We start from the raw sequence: 25,487 nt of genomic DNA, 5'->3' as shown, positions 1-25,487 counted from the left end.
CTAAACCGGCAGCTTGCGTTGATAGTCGATGGACAGCACGGCGAGCATCTGCACCACCGCCACGCCCACGAAGAACATCAGCGCCAGGAAATACGAGCCGGTGTTCTGCACGATGTAGCCGATGAAGATCGGCACAAAGATCCCGGCAATGTTTCCCACAAAGTTCATGATGCCGTTCAGCGCACCGGTACGGGCCCGGGTGGCCAGCATCGCCGGCGTGGCCCAGTTGCAGCCGCCGCACCAGCGCAGGAAGAACAGCGCCACGCACAGCAGCCCGACCACCGCGAACGGTGCGCGTACATAGGCCACCCCGAGCATGGACAACCCCACGGCGCCCGCGCCGATCATCATCATGCTGCGGTATACCCGGTTGGCGCTCGCCCCGGCCGATTTCCACCGGTCCGCCAACTGCCCGGCCACTACCTCGCCAACGAAGCCGAAAAAGAAGATCAGGAAGGTGGCGCCGCCCAGGGACTTGAGGTCGAAGCCGTGGACGTTGAACAGGTAGGTGGGCAGCCAGGTCATCAGGCCAAAGAACACCAGGTTGGTGCAGGTGTGGCTGGCGCACATGCCCCATACCGAACGGTAGGTGAAGAACCTCAGCAGCGAACCGCCTGCGGCCACCTTCGGCTCGCGTGCATCCTCCTCGGCGTGGGCGTGTTCGATGTAGGCGATTTCCGCATCGTTGATCGACGGATGCTCGCGTGGCGTATTGCGGATGTACCACCAGGCCCAGATACCGCACAGGATGGTGCCCACCCCGGCGACCACGAAGGCCGCGCGCCATGAGCCAAGCCAGGCCATCAAGGAGGCGACCACCACCGCGCCTACGCCGGACCCGAGCGCAGAGCCGGCATCCACAAGGGAAGCCCCGCGGGTTTTTTCGTTCTGGGTGAGCCACAGCGCGTTGAGCTTGCCGCCCACCGGGTAGATCGGCGCTTCGGCGATGCCCAGGCCCATGCGGGTCAGCATCAGGGCGAACCACCCGGTACACGCGGCGCCCAGGGCCTGGAACGCGCCCCAGCTGATGGTGGCGACTGCGATCAGCGTACGAGGTTTCAGGCGGTCGGCGAGCATGCCCGAGGGCACTTGCATGAAGAGGTAGGTCCAGAAGAACGAGCTGAGGATCAGCCCCTGGCGCTCCGGGGTGAGGGAAAATTCCTGGGAAATCGCCGGCATGGCCACGGACAACGCCGCGCGGTCGATGTAGTTGATGGACACGAGCAGTAGCAATAGAAGAAAGATCTTCCACCGCACAGTCGTCTTCTTGGTGCCTTGCAGGCGGGACATATCCATGCCGAGTCTCCTGTTATTTTTATAAGATCGGGCGGGTGGTGTAGGAACTTCTTATCTCTCGAAAGCGGAAACGACTGTCCTGTGAAGTACATTCGCGAGCTTCGCCCGCTTCCTACGTAGGTACTGCGGTGCTCCTAGCGCCCCCAGCGCAATACAAGCGGGTCGAGGCGGCGCGCGACCTCCAGCAACCCTTCGCGAATCTGTGGATGTACCGGGGAGAGTGGGTGGCGCACGGCATCGGAGTGGATGACGCCGCCTTCTTTCATCAGGATTTTGCAGGCCGCCAGCCCGCATTGGCGGTTCTCGTAGTTGATCAGCGGTAACCACTGCTGGTACAGCGCCGCCGCGCGCTCACGATCCCCGTTCACATGGGCCTCGATGATCTTGCGAATCCCATCCGGGTAGGCGCCGCCGGTCATTGCGCCGGTGGCGCCGGCGTCCAGGTCTGGCATCAGCGTGATCGCTTCTTCGCCGTCCCAGGGCCCAACCACGCTATCGCCACCCAGGGCGATCAGCTCGCGTAGCTTGGCGGCAGCCTGCGCAGTTTCGATCTTGAAGTACGAGACGTTCTCGATCTCCCGCGCCATACGGGCAAGAAACGCCGCCGGCAACGGTGTACCGGCCACAGGTGCGTCCTGGATCATGATCGGAATGTTGACCGCGTTCGACACCTGTTCGAAGAACTCATAAATGCCTTGCTCGGTCACCCGGATCGTTGCGCCGTGGTAGGGCGGCATCACCATCAACATGGCGGCCCCGGCGGCTTGCGCGGCCTGGCTGCGGCGGGCGCACACCTGGCTGCTGAAGTGCGTGGTAGTAACGATCACAGGTACCCGGCCGGCCACATGGTCCAGCACCACATTCATCACGGTGTCGCGTTCATCGTCGGCGAGGGCGAACTGCTCCGAGAAATTGGCGAGTATGCACAGGCCGTCGGAGCCGGCATCGATCATGAAGTCGATGCAGCGCTTCTGGCCGTCGAGGTCGAGCTGCCCGTGTGCGTCGAAAATCGTGGGTGCGACAGGGAACACTCCGCTATAGCGGTTTTTGTTGTGGGTATTCATATCGTGCTGTGCTCGTGACTGCGGGGTAGGGGACAACCGCTGCGCTCAGGCGCATATTCACAGGGTGCGGTGACTGCTGATGGCCCGACTATACCGAGGCGTTTTCCGGCCTGTATATTGAGTCCTTTCCATCCCCTGATGAGTTTTTCGACTCACCCATGAATACCCTCAACCTGCTGCTCTCCAGGCTGCGCCTCAAACAGCTGCAACTGGTGACCGCGCTCGACCAGCACAAGTCGCTGCACAAGGCCGCCGCCGTGCTGTCGATCACGCAGTCGGCCGCCAGCAAGGCCTTGCACGAGCTTGAGGTGATGTTCGAGGCGCCGCTGTTCGAGCGATCGGCGAGCGGGATGATCCCCAACGCGTGTGGCCAGCGCGTGATCGAATATGCCCGCTTGCTCACCACGGACCTGGCGTTGCTGTGTGACGACATGGCCGATATCAGGGCCGGGCGCACAGGCCGGCTGGCCATTGGCGCGATCATGGGGGCTATTCCGACCTATGTGATCCCCGCGCTGGATGCCCTTCATGCGCAGATGCCGGCCGTAACCGTGGAAATCGTGGAGGACACCAGCGCGCGCATGCTCGCGCAGCTGGACGACGGCCGCCTGGATCTGGTCATCGGCCGGTCTGCCGTAAGCGCGCACCCCACCCGGTACCGTTACCTCAAGCTCGCCGACGAGCCGCTGTCAGTGGTTGCCGGGTATGACCACTCGACCAAAACCCAGGGTGAGCTGTGCATGCGTGACCTTGCGCAGTATCGATGGGTGACCTACCCCAGCAAGATGCCGCTGCGTGACCTGCTCGAACGCGAGCTGGACCTGGCCGGTATCGACAAGCCCGTGGACACCGTGTCCACGGCTTCGACGTTCGTCACCGTCGCGCTGCTCAACCAGGGCCGGGACCTGGTTTCGCTGTTGCCCACCGACATTGCCCAGCTGTTCGAGCGGCACAAGATGTTGCGCATCCTGCCCGTAGCCCTGCGCTCGCCCTCGCAGCCCTTTGGCATCGTCACCCGGCGCAGCAGCGTGCTGTCACCTGCGGCGGAGCGCTTGATCGAACTGCTGCGCCAATCGGCTCGGTGAGCCGCGCGGTGATCACACTGTGGGACCAGGCTTAGCCTGGGAACATGCGCGCCCATAAACCGCCACCACCACAAAGCACCCCAGTGGCAACAGGTAGGCCAGGGCGGTAGAGGCATGATCCGCCACCAGCCCCATGAAGTAGGGCATCAAGGCGCCGCCGACGATGGCCATGATCAGGAACGAGCTGCCGCGCTTGGTGTGCGCGCCCAGGTCCTTCACGCCCATGGCGAAGATGGTGGGGAACATGATCGACATGAAGAAAAAGATCGCGACCAGCGCAATCACCGAGAGGCTTTGCACCCCGCTCACCACTACGGCGCACAGGGCGACGTTGATGCAGGCGTACACCGTAAGCAGGCGTTGCGGCGCGACCCGCCCCATCAGCCAGGTGCTGAAAAACCGCCCGCACATGAAGCAGATCATCGCCACCGACAGCAGGTAGGCCGCGGTCTGGCTGCTCATGTTGGCCCAGTGTTCGGTGACGTAGTTGATGAAAAATGCCCCCACGCCCACCTGCGCCGCCACATAAAAGAACTGCGCGATTACCCCGCCAACGAAGCTGCGGTGTTGCCAGAGACCTTTGTCGGTGATGCCTTGTGCGTGAGTGGTGCGCTCGCGTGCATCGGGCATGGGGGTACGGGCGAACATGGCCGCGACCACCAGCACAATCGCCGCGATCACTACATAGGTGGTTTGCAGGGAGGTACTGTCACCGTCATTGCTGGCCCCGCCGAAAAACAGCATGCCGCCCAGCAACGGCCCCACGAATTGCCCTAGCCCATTGAAGGACTGCGCCAGGTTGAGCCTGCGCTCCGCGCCGCCAGGCTCGCCGAGCACCGTGGCATAGGGGTTGGCGGCGGTTTCCAGGCAGCCCAGCCCCAGCGCGATCACAAACAGGGCGAACAGGAAGAACGGGAAGCTGGCCGCATTGGCCGCCGGCATGAACAACAGCGCGCCAGCGGCGTACAGGCAAAGCCCCAGCAGGATGCCCGCCTTGTAGCCGAAGCGGTCCATCAGAAAACCCGCCGGCAAGGCGATGATGAAATAGGCGCCAAAATAGGCCGCTTGCAACAGACCGGACTGCGCCTTGCTCACATGCAAGGTTTCCTGAAAATGCTTGTTCAGCACGTCCAGCAGGCCATACGACAGACCCCACAGAAAGAACAGGCTGGTCACCAGCATCAGCGCCAGCCGCACCGACGGTTCGGCGCGGGTGTATATGGGGGTTTCGATCTTGCCCAGTTTGGCCGACATAACGCTCTCCTCTTGTTGTTGTAGGTGTGAAGCGTGTGTACGAACAGCGGTGCGCGGTGACCCTCCGGCGGGGTTACGGCGCTAAGTAAGCGCCCGATCCAGGTGGGTGTAGCCACCGTCGACCACTACCCATTGGCCCGTGGTGTGTGAGGCGCGAGGGGACAGCAGGAACAGCACGCTGTCGGCAATTTCCTCCGGGGTGGTCATGCGCTGGCCCAGCGGGATTTTCCCGACGATCGCCGCCAGGCGGGCTTCAGGGTCGTCGAAGCTGGCGATCCAGCGCTCGTACAGTGGCGTCATCACCTCGGCGGGAATCACCGCGTTCACCCGCACCCCTTCCTGCAGCAGCGAGGCTGCCCATTCCCGGGTCAGCGACAACTGCGCGCCTTTTGAGGCGGTATAGCCGCTGGTGCCACCCTGGCCGGTGAGCGCGGTCTTCGAACCGATATTCACGATCGCCCCCTGGCTGGCTTTGAGCGCGTCCACGCACAAGTGGGCCATCAAGTAGTAATGGATGAGGTTTTTCTCAAGCGACTCGATGAACGCCGCGCGGCCGGCCTCCAGGCCCACGCTGTCGTTCACGCCTGCGTTGTTCACCAACCCGTCTATACGGCCGAAGCGCGCCAACACCTGAGCTACCGCTGCGGCGCACTGGGCCTCGTCGCGCAGCTCCACCTGGAAGAACAGCGTTTGCGGTTGGCGCCGGTCCAGCTCCGCGCTGAAAGCAGCAGGAAGCGGCTGGTTGGCGAAGATCACCGGGATGGCGCCTTCCTCGGCCAGCCCGAGGGAAATCGCGGCACCAATGCCCGAGCCGCCACCGGTAATGATGACCACCTTGTCCATGAGATGCAGGTTCATGAGCGGTATCCCTTGAAGGCGAACTGCTGCCTGGACGCCGCTTTCATCTGGATGGAAAAGCCCGGCGCGCTCGGCGGCATATAGGCAGCGCCCTTGACCACGCAGGGGTCTTCAAAGTGCTCATGAAGGTGATCGACGTATTCCACCACCCGGCCTTCATGGGTGCCGGCGATGCACAGGTAGTCGATCATCGACAGGTGCTGCACGTATTCGCACAGGCCTACGCCGCCCGCATGGGGGCACACCGGCAATTGGTATTTGGCCGCCATCAGCATCACCGCCAGCACTTCGTTCACACCGCCCAGGCGGCACGCGTCGATCTGCACCACGTCGATGGCTTCACGCATGATCAGTTGCTTGAACACGATCCGGTTCTGGCACATTTCGCCGGTGGCTACTTTCACTGGCGACACGCCCAGGCGAATGCGCCGATGGCCTTCCACGTCGTCCGGGCTGGTGGGCTCTTCGATAAACCAGGGGCGGGCGAACGCCAGTTCACGCACCCAGTCGATGGCGGCGTCCACTTCCCATACCTGATTGGCGTCGATCATCAGGTGCCGATCCGGGCCCAGCACTTCGCGGGCGATGCGCACGCGGCGGATGTCATCCTGCAGATCGCGGCCCACCTTGAGCTTGATATGGGAGAAGCCACCGTCGATCGCGGCCTGGCACAGGCGGCGCAATTTGTCGTCCGGGTAGCCCAGCCAGCCCGCAGACGTGGTGTAGCAGGGGTAGCCATCGGCCTGGAGTGCCGCCAGCCGCTCGGCTTTAGCGGTGGCGCGTTCGCTGAGCAACGCCAGGGCTTCGACCGGGGTGATGCAGTCGGTGATGTAGCGAAAGTCGATGCAGCGCACCAGCTCCTCGGGCGTCATGTCGGCCACCAGCTTCCACACCGGTTTGCCTTCGGCCTTGGCCCACAGGTCCCAGGCGGCATTCACCACCGCGCCGGTGGCCAGGTGAATCGCGCCCTTGTCGGGGCCGATCCAGCGCAACTGGCTGTCACTGGTGATGTGGCGCCAGAAGCGCCCCATGTCCTCGGCGATCCACTCCAGCTTCAGGCCGATCACCAACCCGGCCAGCGCGTTTATCGCCGCGCAGCAGATTTCATTGCCCCGGCCGATGGTGAACGTCAGGCCATGGCCTTGCAGGGTAGGGTGGTCCGTTTCGAGGATTACATAGGCGGCGGAGTAATCGGGGTCGGGGTTCATGGCGTCCGAGCCATCGAGGGACTGGGACGTAGGAAAGCGGATGTCTTCAACGCGCACGGCGGTGATGGTGGTCATGGCGGTTCCCATTGGCGTTATTGTCGGAACGAACCGACCTGCCGCGTACGGCAGGCCATGCGCGGCGTCAGGCGTCGACGGTGAGTTGCTCCTGTTCGCCCAGGCCCTCGATACCCAGGCGCATGCGCTGCCCCGCGCGCAGGAATACAGGCTCCGGCTTGCAACCAAGGCCCACCCCCGGCGGCGTGCCGGTGGAAATCACATCGCCCGGCTGCAGGCTCATGAACTGGCTGAGGTAGCTCACCAGCTTGGGAATCTGGAAGATCATCGTGCGGGTGTTGCCGTTCTGGTAGCGCTTGCCATCCACTTCCAGCCACAGGTTGAGCTGGTGCGGGTCAGGCACTTCGTCACGCGTTACCAGCCACGGGCCCATGGGGCCGAAGGTGTCGCAGCCCTTGCCCTTGTCCCAGGTGCCGCCGCGCTCGATCTGGAATTCCCGTTCCGACACGTCGTTGATCACGCAGTAGCCGGCCACGTGGTCCAGTGCGCTGGCCTCGTCGATGTAGCGGCCGCCCTTGCCGATCACCACGCCCAGCTCCACTTCCCAGTCGGTCTTCTTCGAGTTGCGGGGGATTTCCACGTTGTCGTTCGGGCCAACGATGGCGCTGGTCCACTTATTGAAGATGATCGGCTCGGCAGGAATATCAGCGCCGGTTTCCGCGGCATGGTCGGCGTAGTTCAGGCCGATGCAGATGAACTTGCCGACATTGCCCACGCAAGGGCCGATACGCGGGTTTCCGTGCACCAGGGGCAGGGTCGAGTGGTCCAGCGCTTGAAGCCTGGCGATGCTTTCCGGGCTCAGGGCCTGGCCTGACACATCGTCGATGAAGTCGCGCAGGTCGCGCAGGTTGCCATCGTTGTCCAGCAGGGCGGGGTGTTCGTGGCCAGGTTCACCGTAACGCAGCAGTTTCATGGGGTTTCCTTGTTCGAGGTAAAGGGTGTGGCGCGTTTGGCGCCGTATCAAGAAAGAGGTAGTCGCTCAGGCTTCAATTGCTCCAGCCGCCGTCGATCACCTGCGCGGTGCCGGTGGTGAAGCCGCTGCGGGGCGAGCCCAGGTACAGCGCCAGCTGGGCGATTTCCTGGGGCGTGCCGAGGCGGCCCATGGGCTGGCGGGCCTCGAATGCGGCGTACACCTCTTCCTCGCTGCGCTGTTCCCGCGCCGCCTGCTCGGCCACGCGCTGGCGCAGCGAGGGAGATTCCACGGTGCCGGGGCAGATGCAATTGCAACGGATGTTCTGGCCCACGAAGTCGGCGGCCACGGAGCGCGTGATGCCGATGACCGCAGCCTTGCTGGCGCAGTAGGCGAAGCGGTTGGGCACACCCTTGATGGCAGACGCTACCGACGACATGTTGATGATCGAGCCGCCACCGTTGGCCAACATGCCCGGTAGAAACGCCTGGATCATCTTGTACATGGCGGTGACGTTGAGATCGAAAGCGAAGCGCCAGTCTTCGTCGGAGCATTCGAGAATGTTGCCGCTGTGCACCACACCCGCGCAGTTGAACAGCACGTCCAGCGGGCCGGTGTGCGCGGCCAGGCGTTGGATCGCGGCGGTGTCGGTAACGTCCAGCACATGTTTGTGCGCGCCTTCGAGGGGTTCCAGCGCGGCGCGGTTGATGTCGATGGCGAAGACTTCGGCGCCTGCTTCCAGGAACGCTTCCACGCTGGCGCGGCCGATACCCTGGGCTGCCGCGGTGATGAGCACGCGCTTGCCGGTGAGGTCCATGTTCGATCCCTTGTTTTTATGTGATGGGCCTGTGGTCCGAGGTTCGGTGGCCAGCCTCATAAACGAGCACGTTGCGCTGGAACCCTTGCTATGATCCAGCCAACCGCAGCTGCTCCAATGGTCAGGCCACTGGACCTATGTGTAGCACCAGGTTGCCAATGCAACAAGGTGATGCCGCTGTTAAATCGCATAGCACAGGCCGAGTCGACGTCAGATGCCCATTCAAGTGATTGATAACCCCAGGCTTTATCGCCAGATCGCCGATCAGCTCCGCGCCTTGATCAGCAGTGGCGAATACCCGCCCGGCAGTCGCCTGCCCGCCGAACGGGAGCTGGCCAAGCTTTTAGGCGTGAGCCGCGCTTCGGTCCGCGAGGCGATGATTGCGCTCGAAGTGGTGGGGTTGGTTGAAGTGCGCGTGGGTAATGGCGTGCTGGTATGTGAGCCGGCGGTGCGACAGCTGTCGGACGAGCCGGTGATGACACAAGCTACGCGGGATCAATGGAACGACATCGACCCGGAGCTGGGCATCGAGGTGGATTTCAGCGCCGAAATCCCGCCGTTTGCACTATTGCAAGCGCGGCGGCTGATCGAGCCCGAAGCCGCAGCCCTTGCAGCGGATAACGCCAGTGAGCAGGAATTGCAGGGCATTCGCCTGGCGTTCGAACGCAACACTCAGGACAACCGGGAGAGCTCACATACCCATCCGGGCGATCGGCTGTTCCACATTCGCATCGCCCAGGCGTCGGGCAACCCCGCCTACGCGCTGATGATCCAGCACCTGCTCGGGCATCGCTACGGCAGCATGTTCCAGCGTTTGCAGGCCCACTACACGAGCGAGGACATGCCGTTCCGGTCCGAGCACGAGCACAGGCGAGTGCTTGAAGCACTGGAGCGCCGCGACGCAGCGGCCGCTCGCGACGCCATGGCAGCGCACCTTGACGAGGTGATCCGTATTTTCAGCCGGGGTACGGCCTGAAGTGGCTTTCAGTGAAGGAGTCTGGAACCGGGTTTGGTAAGGCCACTTAACTTATAAGTAGGATTGGTCTTGCCAGTTGCAAGGTGCGTGTGTAGTTTTCTTCCAGAGGCGATTCGCCCTTCATGGCGGATATGCCTTCCCCCTCAACAACAATAAAAGCGCCCGCACGGGCCGCTAGCGGGCATTGCCCACAGCGTGTCGGCGTGCCCGGCCTGGAGAACGCCATGCTCACCGTCGTTTGCGACAAGCCCGGAACACTTCTCGCCCAGGATCGACCCCGGCCGCTGCGGGCGCCGGGTGAAACCCTGGTCCGGATCAAGCGTGTGGGTGTGTGCGGCACCGACCTGCACATCTTCAACGGCAACCAACCTTTCCTCGACTACCCGCGTGTGATGGGGCATGAGTTTTCTGGCTTGGTAGAACAAAGCGAGGAGGGCAGCGGCCTTGAGCCGGGCGACCTGGTGTATGTGATGCCCTACCTGTCCTGTGGCGAGTGCATCGCCTGCCGACAGGGCAAAACCAACTGTTGCGTGCGTATTCAGGTGTTGGGCGTGCACCGGGACGGAGCATTCACCGAATACCTGAGCCTGCCCCATGCGTTCGTGCTCAAGGCCGAAGGGGTGACCCTGGACCAGGCCGCCATGATCGAATTCCTGTCCATCGGCGCCCATGCGGTACGCCGCTCGGACATCCAGCCCGGGCAGCGCGCGCTGGTGGTGGGCACAGGCCCTATCGGCATGGCGGTGGCGATCTTTTCTCGCCTGCGTGGGGCCAAGGTCACTGTGCTGGACACCCGCCAGGACCGCCTGGCGTTTTGTACCCAACACCTGCACGTGGACAGCGCCGTGTTGATCGGTGACGCCGACAAGGCTCAGTTGGACGAAATCACGGGCGGCGAGTTTTTCGACGTGGTGTTCGACGCCACCGGCAATCCCGGCGCCATGGAGCGCGGCTTCGAATTCATCGCCCACGGTGGCAAATACGTATTGGTGTCCATCGTGCGCGGCAACATCAGTTTTTCCGACCCGGAATTCCACAAGCGCGAGGCGACCCTCATGGGCAGCCGCAACGCCACGGTGGAGGACTTCCGCTATGTGGAGCAATGCCTGCGTGAAGGCTTGATTCCGGACGCGGCGCTCAACACCCATCGCATGGCCTTGAGCGAGGTCAGTGCCCGCTTTACCGAGCTGCTCGACCCGAGCCAGGGCGTGGTCAAAGCCATCGTTGAATGCTGAGGTGTGCCATGAGTGCGACAACCGATACATCAGCGGCAACGCCCATCCTTCAATTCGGCACTAGCCGGTTCTTGCAGGCGCATGCCGACCTGTTCATTTCCGAAGCGTTGGCGCAAGGCAAGGCATTGGGAAGGGTTACCGTGGTGCAGACCACCGACAACCCCGGCAGCAGCGTGCGGGTAAAGGCATTGGCTACCGGCGCGGCCTATCCGGTACACATCCAGGGCATCGATAACGGGCAGGTCATCGACGAAGTGCGTTGGTCATCCTCGGTCAGCGGTGCCCTGCGCGCTACTGAAGACTGGCCGTTGATCAGGCAGCGCTTCGCGTGGGACGCGCAAGTGGTGATCTCCAACACCGCGGACACCGGCTATGTAGTGAGCGATCTGGATACACCCGAGGCATTGAAGGCGAGCGCGGCGGCGCCAGCGAGTTTCCCGGCCAAGCTGTTGGTACTGCTGCATGACCGCTGGCAGGCCAACCCCGCCGCGCCGCTGTCGTTGTTCCCGTGCGAGTTGGTGTCACGAAATGGCGAGGTGCTGCGCGAGCTTGTCGTGGGTATTGCTGAGCAGTGGGCGCTTGCGCCGTCATTCATCACGTACCTTCGAACCACCTGCCGCTGGGCCAATTCGCTTGTGGACCGGATCGTCCCTCAGCCCCTGGACCCCGTGGGCGCGGTGGCCGAGCCCTATGCGCTATGGGCTATCGAGCGGCAGGAGGGGCTGGTGCTGCCCTGCGAACATCCCGCCATCGTGGTAACCGACACGCTGGACCATTACGAGCACTTCAAGCTGTTCATGCTCAACCTGGGGCATACCTGGCTGGCCGAGCGGTGGAAGGTAGATGGGCGCGACCCAGAGGAAACCGTGCATCACGCCATGAACGACCCCGCCCTGCGCCAAAGCCTTGAGCACGTTTGGGAGGAAGAGGTGCTGCCAGTGTTCGCCGCACAAGGTTGCCTGGCGGAGGCCCGCGACTACCTGGCCTCGGTACGCGACCGGTTCCTCAACCCCTATTTGCAGCACCATTTGGCGGACATTGCGCGAAACCATGAGGAAAAGAAACGCCGGCGCTTCTTGCCCATTGTGGAGATGGCGCGGCAAGGGCTACCGGGCCTTGCGCAGCCGCGTTTGACTACGGCACTGGCTGTGCAATAAAACGCTGAGGAACGGGCGCCAGGCGGCGCCCTTGAGCCGCTGTGATATGCTCCGCCGCAGCCAGACGGAAGCTGATCGATGACCCTGCCAAACCCGCCCGCCGAACGCCGCCTCTATCAAGTTATCGCCGACCGGCTGCGTGAGCACATCCGCAAGCACGGCATCGCAGCGGGCACCCGGCTGGCTCCCGAACGCGACCTGGCGCAGATGCTCGGCGTGTCCCGGCCTTCGTTGCGTGAAGCCTTGATTGCGCTGGAAATCGAAGGCAGCGTCGAAATTCGCATGGGCTCCGGCATCTATGTGTGCGAGCACCTGCTGGGCATCAAAGGGCGAACCAAAACCCTGGGCGAGAGCCCTTCGGAATTGATGCAGGCGCGGGCATTGGTCGAAGGCGAGTGCGTGATGCAGGCGTGCCTCAATGGCACCAAAGCCGATTACCGCTACCTGCAAACCTGCATCGACAAGATGCGCGAGGGCGTGGAGAAGGGCATTCCAGCGCTGGACGACGACCGTCGCTTCCACCAGCGCCTGGCAAAGATGAGCGGCAACTCAACCCTGGTGCGGATCATCACGTCGCTGTTCGAAGAGCGTTACAGCCCGCTCTCCGCGCATATCAGCGAACACTCCGAGAATCGAGACACCTGGGCCGCTGCAGTGGCCGAGCACGAGGCCATCCTGCAAGCGGTGCAAGCCCGTGACCTGATCGGCGCACAGACCGCCATGCGCCAGCACCTGCGGTGTTCCGAGGCGCGTTGGCTGAAGGGCATGGACGCCGAGGTCAACAGCGGCAGCGAGTAACCCATGGCGGGTTCAGGCCGTGATCGTTTTGCGAATGCCTTCCCATAGCCCATTCAGGTAAACGGCGCCCAGTGCCCGATCATAGAGGCCATACCCGGGCCGACCGGTTTCGCCCCAGATCATGCGGCCGTGATCCGGCCGGTAGTAGCCCTCGAACCCTGTCTCCACATAGGCCCTTACGATCTCGGCCATGTCCAGCGAACCGTCTTCGGAGCGGTGCGCGGTTTCGAAGAAGTCACCCGCTGCGTTGACCTTCACATTGCGCAGGTGGGCGAAATGAATGCGCCCCTGGCCACCGAATTCACGCACCAGCGCCGGGATATCGTTCCCCAGGTCCGCGCCCAGCGAGCCTGAACACAGCGTAAGGCCGTTGGCCGGGTTGTCGACCATGGCCATGATGTGGGCAAGGTCCTCACGATTCTTCACCACTCGCGGCAGCCCGAAAATGGAGCGGGGCGGGTCGTCCGGGTGCAGCGCCATCTTGATGCCGGCCTCGCTGGCCGCCGGGATAACCCGCTCGAGGAAATACGCCAGCCGCTGGCGCAGTGTCGCTTCGTCCACCTCGGCATATTCGGCCAGCAGTGCCTTCAATGCGGCAGGCTCGTAACTCACATCCCAGCCGGGCAGCGTAAGACCCTTTTCAAGGCTGGCCTGCTCGATGACCGCAGTCTCGAATGCCAGCGTGGTGGAGCCGTCGGGCAGGAGCATCTCGAGGGTGGAGCGGGTCCAGTCGAACACCGGCATGAAGTTGTAGCACACCACCTTGATCCCACACGCGGCGAGGTTGCGCAGGGTCTGGCAATAGTTGTCGATCAAGCGATCGCGGCTGGGCAGGCCGCGCTTGATGTCCTCATGTACGGGCACGCTTTCGATCACCTCCAGCGCCAGCCCATGGGCGTTGACGGTGGCCTTCAATGCTTGAATACGTTCCAGCGGCCATACCTCGCCCACGGGTATGTCGTAAATGGCGCTCACCACGCCGGTCATGCCGGGGATCTGGCGGATATAGGGCAGCGTTACCGGGTCGGTGTCGCCGTACCAACGGAATGTCATCTTCATGGGCCATGTCCTTTCTTGTTCTGCTGCCACTGGGGTGGGAGAAGTATAGATTGGTCAGGCCAAAATGCTGAGGGGTGGATTGCGAGTACTCGAATTCAGCCAGGATTCCGCGATTTTCTCCTCGCCGCCCTCAATTGACGTCTAGTATCTCTGGTTGTCGGCTGATTTGGTCAGGCCAATCAAGGCCCGAGACCTCTGGCTGAAGCACGCAGCAGTCTTGCTCATAACAATAATTACGGAGGACTCGCCATGCAGAAAGGGCGCTGGTTAGTGATATTTCTGTGCTTCCTCGCGGTTGCGATCAACTACATAGACAGGGCCAACCTCGCGGTGGCCGCTCCCTATATCCAGAAAGAGCTGGGCCTGGGCTCCGGGCAAATGGGCCTGTTGCTCAGCGGTTTCTTCTGGACCTATGCCCTGATGCAGATGCCTTTCGGCTGGTTCGTGGACAAGGTCGGCGCGAAGATCGCCTTGCCGCTCGCCGTAGCCTGGTGGTCGCTGTTCACCGCAGCCACGGCCGCCGCCGGCAGCCTGGCGGCGATGTTTGGCTGCCGCTTGCTGCTGGGTGTGGGTGAGGCCGGTGCGTATCCCTCCTGCGCAAAAATTGTCAGCCAATGGTTCGAGGTGAAGGAACGCGGCTTTGCCACCAGCATCTTCGACAGCGGTTCGCGCGTGGGCTCGGCGCTGTCCATCCCCGTGGTAGCGCTGATCATCGAGCTGTGGGGCTGGCGCGCTTCGTTCGTGATCACCGGCGCGGTAGGGTTTGTGTGGGTAGTTGGCTGGTTCCTGATCTACCGGGAGCCCGCAGCCGTTGCCGCCATTCAGCGCAATGACGCGAGCAAGGCGGCCAGCCTGGCCGCGCAGCCAAAAGTCCGTTGGGCGTCGTTGTTCCGCCATCGCACCCTGTGGGGGATGATGCTGGGCTTCTTCTGCCTGAACTTCGTGATCTACTTCTTTATTACCTGGTTCCCTACCTATCTGATTCAGGACCGGGGCTTCTCGCTGAAATCCCTGGGTACGCTCGGCACCATCCCGGCGGTGGCCTCCATCGTCGGCGGCTGGATAGGCGGGCTTACCTCGGACGCACTGTATCGCCGCGGCTGGAGCCTTACGGCCGCGCGCAAAACCTGCATCGTGGGCGGGATGTTGATGTCGTCGAGCATTTCGCTGTCGGTGTTCACTGAAAATACCTACGCGATGCTTGGCTTCTTCAGCCTGGCCTATGCCAGCCTGGCGTTCGCCGGTGCCAGCATCTGGTGCCTGCCAGCGGACGTGGCGCCCACGCCCTCCCATGTGGCGTCCATCGGCGGCATTCAGAACTTCGCTTCCAACACGGCCGGTATTTTCATTACCACCTTCACAGGCTTCATGCTGGTGATCGGTAATGGCTCATTCACCGCGCCCTTGATCACCGCGGGTGGGTTCGCGGTGCTTGGCGCGTTCAGCTACCTGTTCATCGTGGGCAGGATCGAACCACTGCCGGCATTGCCCGGCGACAGGAAGGGAGGAGAGGGCGCTCCGCTCGCGCAACAGTTGTAAGCCTTGGTCAGGCCCCGCAGGAACGAGGCGGGGCTGCCTTGACGGGCCTTGGAGGTGGCGTCAGCGCCGATGACGTCGCCGTTCCGGGTTCACCACGGGTATGGTCGCCAGCTTTGCCTTGAGCTCTGCGACTAACGTTGTAATATCCAGGGTCGAGGACAGGTCCGATGTCTTGATCTCTCGTTCTTCGAAAATCACTTCGTTAGTGCGGGCATTGATCAACTTGAGGGTCATTATCCCGGAATCGATTTCACACTTGCAGACAGTAGGCAGGAACGCGTTTTCCAGGATATGTCGAAGCTCTAGAGTAGATAGCATGGCTCACCCTTGTTTTCTTATATAAAGCTAAGTGCCTTTGAGCATAGCCCACAGGCTGTTTTTTTTCGCATCCTCACCGACTGGGGGTATCGCGGTAGAGCCCGCCGCTGCGTTTGCCGCGCCTCGCTAACCACACTTCAAAACCTTCCCCACTGAATTATTCGGCCTGCTTCGCCTCTGACGTTCATTCACGGCACGCGCCCACACGGGATCCGCCGTGTGAACATGACTGTCAGGTTCAGGTAACCCGTATGAAATCACGTAAAAAGGCCATTAAACCGTTTGGCTTGAAAGACATCACCATTGTCGACGACGCCAAGATGCGCAAGGCGATCACCGCCGCAGCGCTGGGCAATGCCATGGAGTGGTTCGACTTTGGCGTGTACGGCTTCGTCGCCTATGTGCTGGGCAAGGTGTTCTTCCCCAGCGCCGACCCCAGCGTGCAGATGATCGCCGCGCTGGCGACCTTCTCCGTGCCCTTCCTGATTCGCCCCCTCGGCGGGTTGTTCTTCGGTGCCATGGGCGACCGCTACGGTCGACAGAAGGTATTGGCCGCCACCATCGTGATCATGTCGCTGAGCACGTTCGCCATAGGGTTGATACCGTCGTATGCCGCTATCGGCATCTGGGCGCCGATCCTGTTGCTGCTGGCAAAAATGGCCCAAGGCTTTTCGGTGGGAGGTGAATACACCGGCGCCTCGATTTTCGTGGCCGAGTACGCGCCGGACCGCAAGCGCGGCTTTCTGGGCAGCTGGCTGGACTTCGGTTCGATTGCTGGCTTTGTGCTCGGCGCCGGGCTGGTAGTGGCTATTTCTTCGGTGGTAGGGGAAGACAACTTCCAGGCGTGGGGCTGGCGGCTGCCGTTCTTCCTCGCCTTACCGCTCGGGCTGCTGGGCCTGTACTTGCGCCATGCGCTGGAAGAAACGCCGGCGTTTCAGCAGCACGTTGAAAAGCTGGAGCAGGGCGACCGGGAAGGCCTGGCCACCGGCCCGCAGGTGTCATTCAAGGAAGTAGCCACCAAATACTGGCGTAGCCTGATTACCTGCGTGGGCGTGGTAGTGGCGACCAACGTCACCTATTACATGCTGCTTACCTACATGCCCAGCTACCTCTCCCACAACCTGCATTACAGCGAAAGCCGCGGTGTGCTCATCATCATCGCCATCATGGTGGGCATGCTGTTCGTGCAGCCCTTCATCGGCCGCCTGAGCGACCGCTTCGGCCGCAGGCCGTTTATCATCTGCGGCAGCGTGGGGCTGTTCTTCCTGGCCATTCCGGCATTCATGCTGATCACCAGCGGCACGGTAGGGCTGATTTTCTGCGGCCTGCTCATCCTCGCGGTGCTGCTCAACTTCTTCATTGGGGTAATGGCCTCCACGCTGCCGGCCATGTTCCCTACGCATATCCGCTACAGCGCCCTGGCCAGTGCGTTCAATATCTCGGTGCTGATCGCCGGGCTTACCCCCACCCTCGCGGCCTGGCTGGTGGAAAGCACCCAGGACCTGTACATGCCCGCCTACTACCTGATGATCATCGCCATCATTGGCCTGGCCACCGGCGTGACCATGAAGGAAACCGCCAACAAGCCGCTGCGCGGCGCCGCGCCCACGGCATCGGACCTGGAAGAAGCCAAGGAGCTACTGCAGGAACACCACGACACCATCGAACAGAAGGTCGAAGACATCGACGCCGAGATCGCCCGCTTGCAGGCCAAGCGCGAGGAGTTGGCGCAGCAGCACCCGCGGATCGACTGATCCGGGGTGGCTGAGGGCTAGCTCGGTTGAATAGCGCCGGGGCCGAGTAGGTTTTCTAAATGGCTATGAGGGAAGAGCGCTTCTTTGCGGTGAGAAGCGCCGACCCAATACAAACAGCACTGTTACCCCAACAGCCATACCGGCCCACGCAAAGCGCAGTGAGGAAACTTCGTCTCGAAGTATGCCAGCGAAGTACGGCGTTACTGCGGCGATCAGATAGCCCCCGCCCTGCACGAAGGCCATTAGCGAACCCGCTTCGGCGGGCGAATGCGTATGGTCCAGCGTGACGATCAGGGAGAGGGGGAAGAGGGTTCCGATCCCTAGACCCAGCAGCACCGTTGCCACAATGGCTAACTCAAGCGGCGCGGTAACGAGGCAACCGAGGCCGACCATGGCCAAGAGTATGGCGATTATAAGAGGCACTCTGCGATCAGAGAACTGATGGATTACCGAAGAAACGGCCAAGCCCGCCACCACTTCTGTAAGCGTGAGTGCTCCCAGTAGATACCCTGCGCTGGCTGCGGACCAGCCCAGCTCGACGTAATAGGGCGCAAGCCAGGCTAGTACCAAGGTGTAGGCACCGGTTCCAATGCCGAAAAACCCCATGAGGCGCCAAGCGCGGCCGCTATTTATTGGCAGCCCTTTGGGATCGGACGGCGCTTTGTTACGGCGCGCACAGAGGGCCCAGATGGCGAAGGCCGCTAGTGCTGGAATCGCGGCAGAGCTCAGCATTAATCGCCAGCCAACAATAACGGTCCCGGGCGCTGCAGCTGCCGACGCAACCGCCGCGCCCGCCATGATGCCTGTTGTATAAAGCCCCATTAACGTACCCGCGCGCTGCGGGTATACGCGCTTGAGGTATGCCGGCATCAACGCCTGGGCGATGGCGATTCCAATTCCACCCAAGGCGGCGGTGGCTATTAGCGTTGAGGGTTGATCGGCCCACGCCCTTAAACCATTTGCCACTGCAATGAGTAGCAGGCCAACTGCCACCCCTGTGTTCTCCCCTATCCATCTCTGTACCCACGGCCCTGCCAATGCAAAGGCGCCCATCATCATCACGGGCAGGGTAGTAAGCAGGCTTGCTTGCGTGCTGGTTAATGCAAGGTCCTTCTGAATGATTCCAAGGACGGGACCGACCGAGGCCATGATGGGGCGAAGGTTAATGCCTACAAGCACCGCGAGAACTGCGATCGTTACTTTTGAGGGGCGACTGTCCATATCTGTAGCCTCTCAAAAAACGCCGGTGCGGGGACTGGACTGGTAAGCGCTGGACTCGTTGAAAACGTGGTCGCTGCCGGTGACCCCTTTGAAAACTGTCATTAGGCTTTCCTTGAAAACGACTTGGGTTGGCAAGATAGCTTAACGTTAAGATATATGAAAGCTGATATTGTTTACTGGCCCTGCGCCACACCTCTACGTTCATGCGCACGGGCGGAGAGCTATGAAAGATCATGTAGATTTTGTGGTCGCCCAGTGGGCCCAAGCGATGCCGGGCGTGGATGCATCTTCCATGGAAGTTTTTGGGCGGATCGCGCGAATCCAGAAGCATCTGGAACGCGCCAGAGCCGATGCTTTGACAAAGTACGGATTCAAGGAAGGTGAATTCGACGTTCTGGCTACGCTTCGACGATCAGGAGAGCCTTATCGGCTCACACCTACGGCGTTGTATCGTTCTCTTTTAATCACCTCCGGCGCGATGACCAACCGTTTGGCGAGGCTGGAAAGCGCAGGTATGGTCGAGCGGCTAGTCGATGCCGATGACAGGCGTAGCCTGCAGGTATCCCTTACGCCGGAGGGAAGGGCCATGATCGAGGAAGCGGTGGCCACGCATACGGAGGTTCAAAACCTTCTACTGGCGGCCCTGACGTCTGAACAGAGGGATACGCTGGCCGCGCTTCTGAAAACCATTCTTTCCAGCCTGCCCGGTGAATGTGCGCCCAATGAGTGATCATCGAAATTCACCGGGTGCTCTTAGTGCTACTTAGAAACAGGTGTCCAGGGGCTCCACCACCTTAAGCTGCGCGTCCACCAGGCAGCCGCTTCGCCATTTGTCAAAGGTAAGGCAGGGGTGGGAGGTACCAAACGCAATGATGTCACCTACACGCAGTTCGCAGCCGGGCGCTATTTGCATGAAGGCATGTTGGTCCATGATCGCCGTCACGGTGCAGGCGCTGACATCGTCGGCGTGATCGGCGGTGCCGCCGGCCGCATAGCGTCGCAAAGGGTTGGGCAGGCCTGCGTCATGGGCGACGTCACGCTTGCCCAGCGCGATGATCGCCAAGCCTGGCTCGGGTAACGATTGCACGTGCGCGAACACCTCCAGCGCGGGCCGCAGGCCTTCGTGCAGATCGTGCCGGCGGCCCAGCACGCCGCACTGGGCGTCCTTGTAGATCCCGTGATCATGCGCCACGTAGCTTCCCGGGCGCAGCACTGAGAGGAAGCGATCGCGCACGGCTTGCCGGTCGAACTCTTGCGCGATGAGGTCATACCAGGCCGAGCCCGAGGCCGTGACGATCGGTCGGGCAAGGGCGAAGCGCTGGTTGTTCTGCAAGGTGATTGCCAGCCCCACCAGCGAAGCGGCGAAGGCGCGGATACCGGTAACGGCCTCGGCGCCGTGAATCACCCCTTCGTATCCCTCGATACCCGTAAGCGCCAGCGCGGGCTGGGTGGCAATGACATCGGCGAGGTCCAGCACTTGCTGCTCGGTGCGGCAGCCGCAGCGGCCGCCCATCACGCCGTACTCGATCATCACATTCAGCCGCAGCCCGCGGTCCGCGAAGAACGCGCCCAACGCCTGGACGTTGTCCGGGTGGTCCACAAGGCAGTGGAACTCAAAGGCCGGGTCTGTGAGCAGCTCAGCGATCAAGGCCATGTTGGGCGAGCCCACCAACTGGTTCGCCATCACCACCCGGCGCACGCCATGGGCGTAGGCAGCGCGGGTTTGCGTGGCCGTCGCCAATGTGATGCCCCAGGCGCCATGGGCCAACTGGCGGCGGAACAGGGCAGCGGTCATGCTGGTTTTCCCGTGCGGGGCCAACTCGGCGCCAACCTGGCGGACGAAGGCCTGCATCCAGCGCAGGTTGTGCTCCAAAGCCTCCTCGTGCAGCACAAGGGCGGGCAGCGAAACGTCGTGCAGCAGGCGGTGACCGGGTTGCGCACCGCCTTTTTCTACCGGGTTAAGGTCCATGATCACTCCATGAAGGGGTCTTGATTCATTGACAGGGCGTTCGTACAAGCGGCACGGTCATGCCGAAGGCGCCTTGCGGCGGTAGGCAATGCAGTCGATCTCGACCTTGCAGTCCACCATCATGCTGGCCTGTACACAGGCGCGGGCCGGGGCGTGCTCCGGGGTAAAATACTGCGCGAACACTTTGTTGAAACTGGTGAAGTCCCGAGGGTCATCCAGCCATACGCCTACCCGCACCACGTCCTCCAGCCCGTAACCGGCCTCGGTCAGAATGGCGACCAGGTTTTTCATCGCCTGGTGGGTTTGCTCGACGATGCCGCCGGCAACGATTTCTCCGTCCAGTGCCGGCACCTGGCCAGACACATGCAGCCAACCGTCGGCCTCCACGGCGCGCGCGAACGGCCGTGGCGTGCCCCCGGCGGCCGTGCTGCCGCTGCCATAGCGGGTAATAGTCATGTCACGCTCCTTGAGCTAAAAAATGAATGTTCCTGAGGCAGCCCCGCAAGCATACGGAATCAGGCGGCTCGAAAATGGCGCCGTGCGCCCGTTGCATAGGATAGCGGTATCATCGTGCCCGGATCGAAACGCCTCGCCTGCCATCCGGGCAGGCGGCCACTACTACAAGGCCAGATAGCTGATGACCGAACGCGACATTGAATTCCTTCCCGATGCCGACCCGGAGTCCATTTCCTCCGACGTAGCTGTGTTCAACGGGATGCTGGTGACGACACAGATCCCTGCGCGACCCGACGGCAGCCTCGAACTGGGTGACATCGAAGCGCAGAGCGTCTGCACCCTGGAGGCCCTGAAGGCGGCATTGGAGCGCGCCGGCAGCGGCCTGGATCGGGTGATGCACCTCACCATCTACCTCACCGATATCAGCGAACGGCCGCGATTCAACGAGGTGTACCAGCGCTACTTCAGCCGCCCATGGCCGGTTCGTGCCGCCGTGGGGGTCGCCGCGCTGGCGGTGGAGGGCATGCGCGTGGAAGTGACCGCGATCGCTGCTCGCGGCTAACCCTTCGCGCATTGCGCCCGTATATCCTCCATCCGGCCCTGGTTGGCAAAAAAACTGAACCATAAGCCCAACGGCACGCCCTAACTCAGTGAACGCAGTACAAGCGCTTACACATGGCTGCCTCTAGGGCCCATCAGGGCCGTCCATTTGGGAGATCTGAAATGACCGACGTCAATAAAGAAAACATCAGCGTACTGAACGACCTGATCGAAACTTCGAAAGACGGCGAAGCGGGCTTCAAGGACCTCGCCGAAAACACCAAAAACCCTGAGCTGAAAGCGATCTTCGCTAGCGCCGCTGCCGATACCGCCAGCGCTGCAGTTGAGTTGCAAGGCTTGGTCCGCCAGCTGGGCGGCGATCCGGAAACCTCCACCAGCGTGGCCGGCGACCTGCACCGCCGCTGGGTTGACCTCAAATCCGCCGTTACCGGCAAGGACGACGTTGCCCTGCTGAACGAAGCCGAGCGTGGCGAAGACGTGGCCAAGAAGAGCTACAAGAAGGCGCTGGAAAACACCGCTGTCACCGCCGACGTTCGCGCTGTGATCCAGAAGCAGTTCGACGGCGTGATGCGCAACCACGACAAGATCAAGGCGCTGCGCGACCAGGCTCGCGCCCAGAAGTAACCTCGCATTGGGGGCGGCGCTCAACCCGCCGCCCTGCGCCAGGCTCGCGATTAGGTTTCGCCTTTTTCGCGAGCTTCGCCCGCTTCCTACGCAGGGGTGCTGGGGTATCGCTCTGCGCGGTCCTGTGAGAGCCGGGCGGAGCCGCAGGCGCAGCTCGCGAATGAGCCTCCATCGAACCGCCGAACGAAAGGCCATTCGCGGGCCCGATTTCCATAGCGTTGTCAGCTACACCCACCCCCCCGTTACGCTATTGTCCCCTCGTGACTTCCCTCACCTTGCATTTCCTCGATGCCCGGGGCGCACTGACCCGCGTACAGCCTTGGCTTCAGGCCGCCCTCACGCAGACCCATGCTCAAGCCACCGCACTGATGCCCCTGCCGCCAGTTGATGTGATCTTGAAGGCCGGCGCACAGGTGATCCCTGAAAAAGGCCATCTGGGCTATGCCCCTGAGCCTGGGGTGATCTACCTGACGGTGGACCCGGGCAATCCGATATTGCATGAAAACATCAACGCGTCCCTCGAGCGGATGTTCGCCCATGAGCTTCATCACTGTGCCCGGTGGGAAGGGCCGGGCTACGGCCGCACGCTGGGCGAGGCGCTGGTGTCCGAGGGGCTCGCCGGACACTTCGCGCAGGAGGTATGCGCAGGGCCGCCTGAGCCATGGGAATGCCTGGCGCTCCCTACCGTGCTGCCCCATGTGGCCGTTGTCATTAGCGAATGGGATCGGCCGGATTACGATCACGCCGCCTGGTTTTTCGGCACCGCGCGCCTGCCACGCTGGGTTGGCTACTCACTGGGCTACCAAGTGGTTGCGCGGTTTATCAAGGCCAATCCCGGGCAGCGGGCCTCTACACTGGCGGCCGCGCCTGCACGGGATTTCCTCAAATGCCTCCGGGCGCTAGCGTGACACCGCTGAACCCACCGTGCCAGATAGCAATGAGAATGCTTCCCTGTTACATTTCCGTACTTTCTGACACATTTCGTCAGAGTCCGGGGTATTGACCCCGCAACGGCAAGGAAGGGGAAGCTGGGATGGCGCGCGGGAATCACTCGTTTCAACGAACGGCACTGGCGGCATTGGTAGCGACTGCCGGGTGGTCGGGCATGGCGGCGGCAGAGGAGGGAGCGCCTACGGCAGGGCAAGCCTCTGCGGTGCAGCTTCAAAACATCCAAGTGTCGGCGCAGGCACCGGAAGAAGACCCCCAGGCCCAGGCGTACCGGGCCAGAAGCAGCACGGCCGGAACCAAAACCAGTACCCCGTTGGCGGAAACGCCGCGCTCCGTCTCAGTCGTTACGCAGCAACGCATTCGCGACCAGGGCGCGCAAACCCTCACCGATGTGCTGGGTTATGTGCCGGGCATCTTCGCGCCGCCGTTCGCCGTGGGCGACGGCCTGGCGGGGGACCTGTTTTCGATCCGGGGTTACAACGCCACGGACTACGGCTATGGCCTGTTGAAGGATGGCTTGCGCTTGCAGGGCAACCGCTACGACACCACCACCGAGCCTTACGGCCTGGAACGTACGGAAGTGTTCCGCGGGCCAAGCTCCATCTTGTATGGGGAAAACGCCCCGGGTGGCCTGGTGAACCTGGTGAGCAAGAAACCGACCGAAAATGCCCAGGGCGAAGCCCGGCTTACGTACGGCAGCAACAACCGTCGCCAACTGGCGCTGGACGTGAGCGGGCCGCTGAGCGAGGTCGACAGCGTGCTGGGGCGTATCGTGATGCTGGGGCGCAATGCCGATACTCAGGTGGATACGGTGCCTGATGACCGGATTTATCTGGCCCCCTCGATGACTTTCAATTTCAGCGAAGACACCGCCCTTACGTTGCTGTCCAGCTACCAGCGCGACCGCACCAAGCTGCTGCTGGGCTATCCGGCAGCTGGCACGCTGCTGGACAACCCCAACGGCAAGATCGGCAAGGACCAGTTCAACGGCAACCCGAACTGGGATGACTTTGAACGCGAAACCTGGACGCTGGGGTATGAGTTCAGCCACCAGCTTAACGACACCTGGCAGTTCCGGCAGAATTCGCGCTACCTGCAATCGCGGGTCAACCGGCACGAAACCTGGCCGAATACCCTTGGCAATGGCGGCTTCGGCGCCACCTTGAGCAGCACCGCGTACGACCGTGACAACAAGTCCCTGACGTATTCGGTGGACAACCAGTTCGAGGGGCACTTCAACACCGGTGCGCTGGAACACACTGTATTGCTGGGCGCCAGCTACGACCGCACCTCGTACAACCAGGATTGGGACGCCGGCCTAGGTGGTACCTATAACGTGTTCAATCCTGTGTTCTCGCCTGTTCAGCCCAACACCACCCAGTACGTGCAGAACTCCCAGCTCGACCAGCACATGTACGGCGCCTACGGCCAGTTACAGAGCAAGTATGACCACTGGATATTCCTGCTGGGCGGCCGGCAGGACTGGGTGCACAGCGAGTACCGCAATCGCGCCAGCGCCGCGCGGCCCGGCAGCGCGGCGGTGGCCGGTACCGACCTGGACGGTTGGGACCATCGCTTCAGCTGGCAAACCGGCGTGATGTACCAGTTCGAGAATGGGCTGTCGCCTTACCTGAGCTACTCCACGGCCTTTACCCCCGTGCAGCAATCGTCCCAGCCGGGCGGCGGTTTGTTCGACCCGATCCTCAGCGAGCAATACGAAATCGGGCTCAAGTACGAGCCGGTTGGCTGGCACACCACGTTCAGTGCGGCGGTGTTCGACCTCACCAAGACCGACGATGTGGTGTCGGGCTCGAACGGCTTCAGCCGCCAGGTGGGCAAGAGCGAATCCCATGGCGTAGAGCTTGAAGTGAACAGTGACGTGACCCGCAACCTCAGCCTGACGGCGGCCTACACCTATACCGATGCCCGGGTGAAGAAGGACGGGCCCGGTTCGTTGGTCGAGGATCACCAGCTTACCGGCATCCCGCGCAACCAGGCTTCCACCTGGGCCACCTACCGCTTCCTTGACGGCCCGCTACGCGGCTTGCGGCTGGGCGGTGGCGTGCGCTACTTCGATAACACCTTCGCCTACACGTCCCCGGCCTTGTACGGAAAACTCAAGACTGGCGACGTTACCTTGGTGGATGCCTTGGTGGGCTACGACATCGACGAACACTGGTCGGTGGACGTGAACGCCAAGAACCTGTTCGACAAGGAATACGTGAGTGGCTGCAACAACGCCGGCCGTTGCTACTGGGGCGAGGAGCGCACCGTGCTCGGTACCGTGGCACTGCGCTGGTAAACA

General features: G+C 62.3%; 24 protein-coding genes. 12 read left to right on the top strand and 12 right to left on the bottom strand.

Annotation, left to right across the window (positions count from 1 at the left end; translation table 11 throughout):
- Together G7016_RS11650 and G7016_RS11645 are read right to left on the bottom strand one after the other, a co-directional pair.
- Positions 1-1,296 (bottom strand): MFS transporter, encoded by a 1,296-nt coding sequence (locus tag G7016_RS11650; RefSeq protein ID WP_181114260.1) that lies wholly within the window; start codon positions 1,294-1,296, stop codon positions 1-3.
- 134 nt (positions 1,297-1,430) lie between these two features.
- Positions 1,431-2,360 (bottom strand): dihydrodipicolinate synthase family protein, encoded by a 930-nt coding sequence (locus G7016_RS11645; protein ID WP_181114258.1) that lies wholly within the window; start codon positions 2,358-2,360, stop codon positions 1,431-1,433.
- Between the two features lie 158 nt (positions 2,361-2,518).
- Here G7016_RS11645 and G7016_RS11640 point away from each other — a divergent pair, with 158 nt between their 5' ends.
- Positions 2,519-3,445, top strand: coding sequence for a LysR family transcriptional regulator (locus tag G7016_RS11640; RefSeq protein WP_181114256.1), 927 nt, complete (start codon positions 2,519-2,521; stop codon positions 3,443-3,445).
- A gap of 12 nt (positions 3,446-3,457) precedes the next feature.
- Here G7016_RS11640 and G7016_RS11635 read toward each other — a convergent pair whose 3' ends face one another.
- From G7016_RS11635 to G7016_RS11615, 5 genes are all read right to left on the bottom strand, one after another.
- Positions 3,458-4,699, bottom strand: a complete 1,242-nt coding sequence (locus G7016_RS11635; RefSeq protein WP_181114254.1) for a sugar MFS transporter — start codon at positions 4,697-4,699, stop codon at positions 3,458-3,460.
- 81 nt (positions 4,700-4,780) lie between these two features.
- The gene (locus G7016_RS11630) at positions 4,781-5,557 is read right to left on the bottom strand and encodes an SDR family oxidoreductase (protein ID WP_181114252.1); all 777 of its coding nucleotides are present in this window, start codon (positions 5,555-5,557) and stop codon (positions 4,781-4,783) included.
- Complete coding sequence (locus G7016_RS11625; protein ID WP_181114249.1) at positions 5,554-6,840, bottom strand: L-fuconate dehydratase; 1,287 nt, start codon at positions 6,838-6,840, stop codon at positions 5,554-5,556. The genes G7016_RS11630 and G7016_RS11625 overlap by 4 nt, the downstream gene beginning before the upstream one ends.
- A 67-nt stretch (positions 6,841-6,907) precedes the next feature.
- Positions 6,908-7,753, bottom strand: coding sequence for a fumarylacetoacetate hydrolase family protein (locus tag G7016_RS11620; protein WP_181114247.1), 846 nt, complete (start codon positions 7,751-7,753; stop codon positions 6,908-6,910).
- Between the two features lie 73 nt (positions 7,754-7,826).
- Complete coding sequence (locus G7016_RS11615; RefSeq protein WP_181114245.1) at positions 7,827-8,567, bottom strand: SDR family oxidoreductase; 741 nt, start codon at positions 8,565-8,567, stop codon at positions 7,827-7,829.
- 214 nt (positions 8,568-8,781) lie between these two features.
- On the opposite strand from G7016_RS11615, the gene G7016_RS11610 reads away from it, so the two are divergent.
- The 4 genes from G7016_RS11610 (at position 8,782) to G7016_RS11595 (ending at position 12,733) form a co-directional block, all read left to right on the top strand.
- Entirely contained in the window at positions 8,782-9,543 is a 762-nt protein-coding gene (locus G7016_RS11610) for a FadR/GntR family transcriptional regulator (protein ID WP_181114242.1), read from the top strand.
- 224 nt (positions 9,544-9,767) lie between these two features.
- Positions 9,768-10,778 carry a zinc-binding alcohol dehydrogenase family protein gene (locus tag G7016_RS11605; protein WP_181114239.1) on the top strand — a complete coding sequence of 337 codons (1,011 nt, stop codon included), beginning with the start codon at positions 9,768-9,770 and terminating at the stop codon, positions 10,776-10,778.
- Positions 10,779-10,786: 8 nt separating this feature from the next.
- On the top strand, positions 10,787-11,935 hold the full coding sequence (locus G7016_RS11600; RefSeq protein WP_181114236.1) for a mannitol dehydrogenase family protein: 1,149 nt from the start codon (positions 10,787-10,789) through the stop codon (positions 11,933-11,935).
- Positions 11,936-12,013: 78 nt separating this feature from the next.
- Entirely contained in the window at positions 12,014-12,733 is a 720-nt protein-coding gene (locus G7016_RS11595; protein ID WP_181114233.1) for a FadR/GntR family transcriptional regulator, read from the top strand.
- A gap of 12 nt (positions 12,734-12,745) precedes the next feature.
- Here the strand turns inward: G7016_RS11595 and uxuA are convergent, their stop codons facing one another.
- On the bottom strand, positions 12,746-13,792 hold the full coding sequence (gene uxuA, locus G7016_RS11590; protein WP_181114230.1) for a mannonate dehydratase: 1,047 nt from the start codon (positions 13,790-13,792) through the stop codon (positions 12,746-12,748).
- 249 nt (positions 13,793-14,041) lie between these two features.
- On the opposite strand from uxuA, the gene G7016_RS11585 reads away from it, so the two are divergent.
- Positions 14,042-15,331, top strand: a complete 1,290-nt coding sequence (locus G7016_RS11585) for an MFS transporter (protein ID WP_181114228.1) — start codon at positions 14,042-14,044, stop codon at positions 15,329-15,331.
- Positions 15,332-15,391: 60 nt separating this feature from the next.
- Here the strand turns inward: G7016_RS11585 and G7016_RS11580 are convergent, their stop codons facing one another.
- Positions 15,392-15,649 carry a DUF1652 domain-containing protein gene (locus G7016_RS11580; RefSeq protein WP_181114225.1) on the bottom strand — a complete coding sequence of 86 codons (258 nt, stop codon included), beginning with the start codon at positions 15,647-15,649 and terminating at the stop codon, positions 15,392-15,394.
- Between the two features lie 251 nt (positions 15,650-15,900).
- Between G7016_RS11580 and proP the strand changes: the two genes are divergently transcribed.
- Positions 15,901-17,403: a glycine betaine/L-proline transporter ProP gene (gene proP, locus G7016_RS11575; protein WP_181114223.1), complete on the top strand. Its 1,503-nt coding sequence runs from the start codon at positions 15,901-15,903 to the stop codon at positions 17,401-17,403.
- Between the two features lie 63 nt (positions 17,404-17,466).
- On the opposite strand, the gene G7016_RS11570 is transcribed toward proP, so the two are convergent.
- On the bottom strand, positions 17,467-18,624 hold the full coding sequence (locus G7016_RS11570) for an MFS transporter (RefSeq protein ID WP_181114221.1): 1,158 nt from the start codon (positions 18,622-18,624) through the stop codon (positions 17,467-17,469).
- A 223-nt stretch (positions 18,625-18,847) separates the two neighbouring features.
- Between G7016_RS11570 and G7016_RS11565 the strand changes: the two genes are divergently transcribed.
- The gene (locus G7016_RS11565) at positions 18,848-19,354 is read left to right on the top strand and encodes a MarR family winged helix-turn-helix transcriptional regulator (protein WP_181114219.1); all 507 of its coding nucleotides are present in this window, start codon (positions 18,848-18,850) and stop codon (positions 19,352-19,354) included.
- 33 nt (positions 19,355-19,387) lie between these two features.
- On the opposite strand, the gene G7016_RS11560 is transcribed toward G7016_RS11565, so the two are convergent.
- Both G7016_RS11560 and G7016_RS11555 read right to left on the bottom strand, forming a co-directional pair.
- Positions 19,388-20,593 carry an amino acid deaminase gene (locus G7016_RS11560; RefSeq protein ID WP_181114217.1) on the bottom strand — a complete coding sequence of 402 codons (1,206 nt, stop codon included), beginning with the start codon at positions 20,591-20,593 and terminating at the stop codon, positions 19,388-19,390.
- Positions 20,594-20,650: 57 nt separating this feature from the next.
- Complete coding sequence (locus G7016_RS11555; protein WP_181114215.1) at positions 20,651-21,049, bottom strand: RidA family protein; 399 nt, start codon at positions 21,047-21,049, stop codon at positions 20,651-20,653.
- 181 nt (positions 21,050-21,230) lie between these two features.
- Between G7016_RS11555 and G7016_RS11550 the strand changes: the two genes are divergently transcribed.
- From G7016_RS11550 to G7016_RS11535, 4 genes are all read left to right on the top strand, one after another.
- Complete coding sequence (locus G7016_RS11550) at positions 21,231-21,611, top strand: RidA family protein (RefSeq protein WP_181114213.1); 381 nt, start codon at positions 21,231-21,233, stop codon at positions 21,609-21,611.
- Between the two features lie 161 nt (positions 21,612-21,772).
- Positions 21,773-22,234: a PA2169 family four-helix-bundle protein gene (locus G7016_RS11545; protein ID WP_181114211.1), complete on the top strand. Its 462-nt coding sequence runs from the start codon at positions 21,773-21,775 to the stop codon at positions 22,232-22,234.
- 260 nt (positions 22,235-22,494) lie between these two features.
- A complete protein-coding gene (locus tag G7016_RS11540; protein ID WP_181114209.1) occupies positions 22,495-23,142 on the top strand; it encodes a DUF2268 domain-containing protein in 648 nt (215 codons plus the stop codon).
- A gap of 125 nt (positions 23,143-23,267) precedes the next feature.
- A complete protein-coding gene (locus G7016_RS11535) occupies positions 23,268-25,484 on the top strand; it encodes a TonB-dependent siderophore receptor (protein WP_181114207.1) in 2,217 nt (738 codons plus the stop codon).
- Positions 25,485-25,487: the final 3 nt, after the last annotated feature.

The organism is Pseudomonas japonica (assembly GCF_013522925.1).
Lineage (GTDB): Bacteria > Pseudomonadota > Gammaproteobacteria > Pseudomonadales > Pseudomonadaceae > Aquipseudomonas > Aquipseudomonas japonica_A.
The sequence above is the reverse complement of the archived record's forward strand: the minus strand, read 5'-3'. Positions and strand labels throughout refer to the sequence as shown.

Bases quoted from the DNA above. Each gene is read 5' to 3' on its own strand.
- G7016_RS11650 (WP_181114260.1), bottom strand. From the start codon at position 1,296: ATGGATATGTCCCGCCTGCAAGGCACCAAGAAGACGACTGTGCGGTGG.
- G7016_RS11645 (WP_181114258.1), bottom strand. From the start codon at position 2,360: ATGAATACCCACAACAAAAACCGCTATAGCGGAGTGTTCCCTGTCGCA.
- G7016_RS11640 (WP_181114256.1), top strand. From the start codon at position 2,519: ATGAATACCCTCAACCTGCTGCTCTCCAGGCTGCGCCTCAAACAGCTG.
- G7016_RS11635 (WP_181114254.1), bottom strand. From the start codon at position 4,699: ATGTCGGCCAAACTGGGCAAGATCGAAACCCCCATATACACCCGCGCC.
- G7016_RS11630 (WP_181114252.1), bottom strand. From the start codon at position 5,557: ATGAACCTGCATCTCATGGACAAGGTGGTCATCATTACCGGTGGCGGC.
- G7016_RS11625 (WP_181114249.1), bottom strand. From the start codon at position 6,840: ATGACCACCATCACCGCCGTGCGCGTTGAAGACATCCGCTTTCCTACG.
- G7016_RS11620 (WP_181114247.1), bottom strand. From the start codon at position 7,753: ATGAAACTGCTGCGTTACGGTGAACCTGGCCACGAACACCCCGCCCTG.
- G7016_RS11615 (WP_181114245.1), bottom strand. From the start codon at position 8,567: ATGGACCTCACCGGCAAGCGCGTGCTCATCACCGCGGCAGCCCAGGGT.
- G7016_RS11610 (WP_181114242.1), top strand. From the start codon at position 8,782: ATGCCCATTCAAGTGATTGATAACCCCAGGCTTTATCGCCAGATCGCC.
- G7016_RS11605 (WP_181114239.1), top strand. From the start codon at position 9,768: ATGCTCACCGTCGTTTGCGACAAGCCCGGAACACTTCTCGCCCAGGAT.
- G7016_RS11600 (WP_181114236.1), top strand. From the start codon at position 10,787: ATGAGTGCGACAACCGATACATCAGCGGCAACGCCCATCCTTCAATTC.
- G7016_RS11595 (WP_181114233.1), top strand. From the start codon at position 12,014: ATGACCCTGCCAAACCCGCCCGCCGAACGCCGCCTCTATCAAGTTATC.
- uxuA (WP_181114230.1), bottom strand. From the start codon at position 13,792: ATGAAGATGACATTCCGTTGGTACGGCGACACCGACCCGGTAACGCTG.
- G7016_RS11585 (WP_181114228.1), top strand. From the start codon at position 14,042: ATGCAGAAAGGGCGCTGGTTAGTGATATTTCTGTGCTTCCTCGCGGTT.
- G7016_RS11580 (WP_181114225.1), bottom strand. From the start codon at position 15,649: ATGCTATCTACTCTAGAGCTTCGACATATCCTGGAAAACGCGTTCCTG.
- proP (WP_181114223.1), top strand. From the start codon at position 15,901: ATGAAATCACGTAAAAAGGCCATTAAACCGTTTGGCTTGAAAGACATC.
- G7016_RS11570 (WP_181114221.1), bottom strand. From the start codon at position 18,624: ATGGACAGTCGCCCCTCAAAAGTAACGATCGCAGTTCTCGCGGTGCTT.
- G7016_RS11565 (WP_181114219.1), top strand. From the start codon at position 18,848: ATGAAAGATCATGTAGATTTTGTGGTCGCCCAGTGGGCCCAAGCGATG.
- G7016_RS11560 (WP_181114217.1), bottom strand. From the start codon at position 20,593: ATGGACCTTAACCCGGTAGAAAAAGGCGGTGCGCAACCCGGTCACCGC.
- G7016_RS11555 (WP_181114215.1), bottom strand. From the start codon at position 21,049: ATGACTATTACCCGCTATGGCAGCGGCAGCACGGCCGCCGGGGGCACG.
- G7016_RS11550 (WP_181114213.1), top strand. From the start codon at position 21,231: ATGACCGAACGCGACATTGAATTCCTTCCCGATGCCGACCCGGAGTCC.
- G7016_RS11545 (WP_181114211.1), top strand. From the start codon at position 21,773: ATGACCGACGTCAATAAAGAAAACATCAGCGTACTGAACGACCTGATC.
- G7016_RS11535 (WP_181114207.1), top strand. From the start codon at position 23,268: ATGGCGCGCGGGAATCACTCGTTTCAACGAACGGCACTGGCGGCATTG.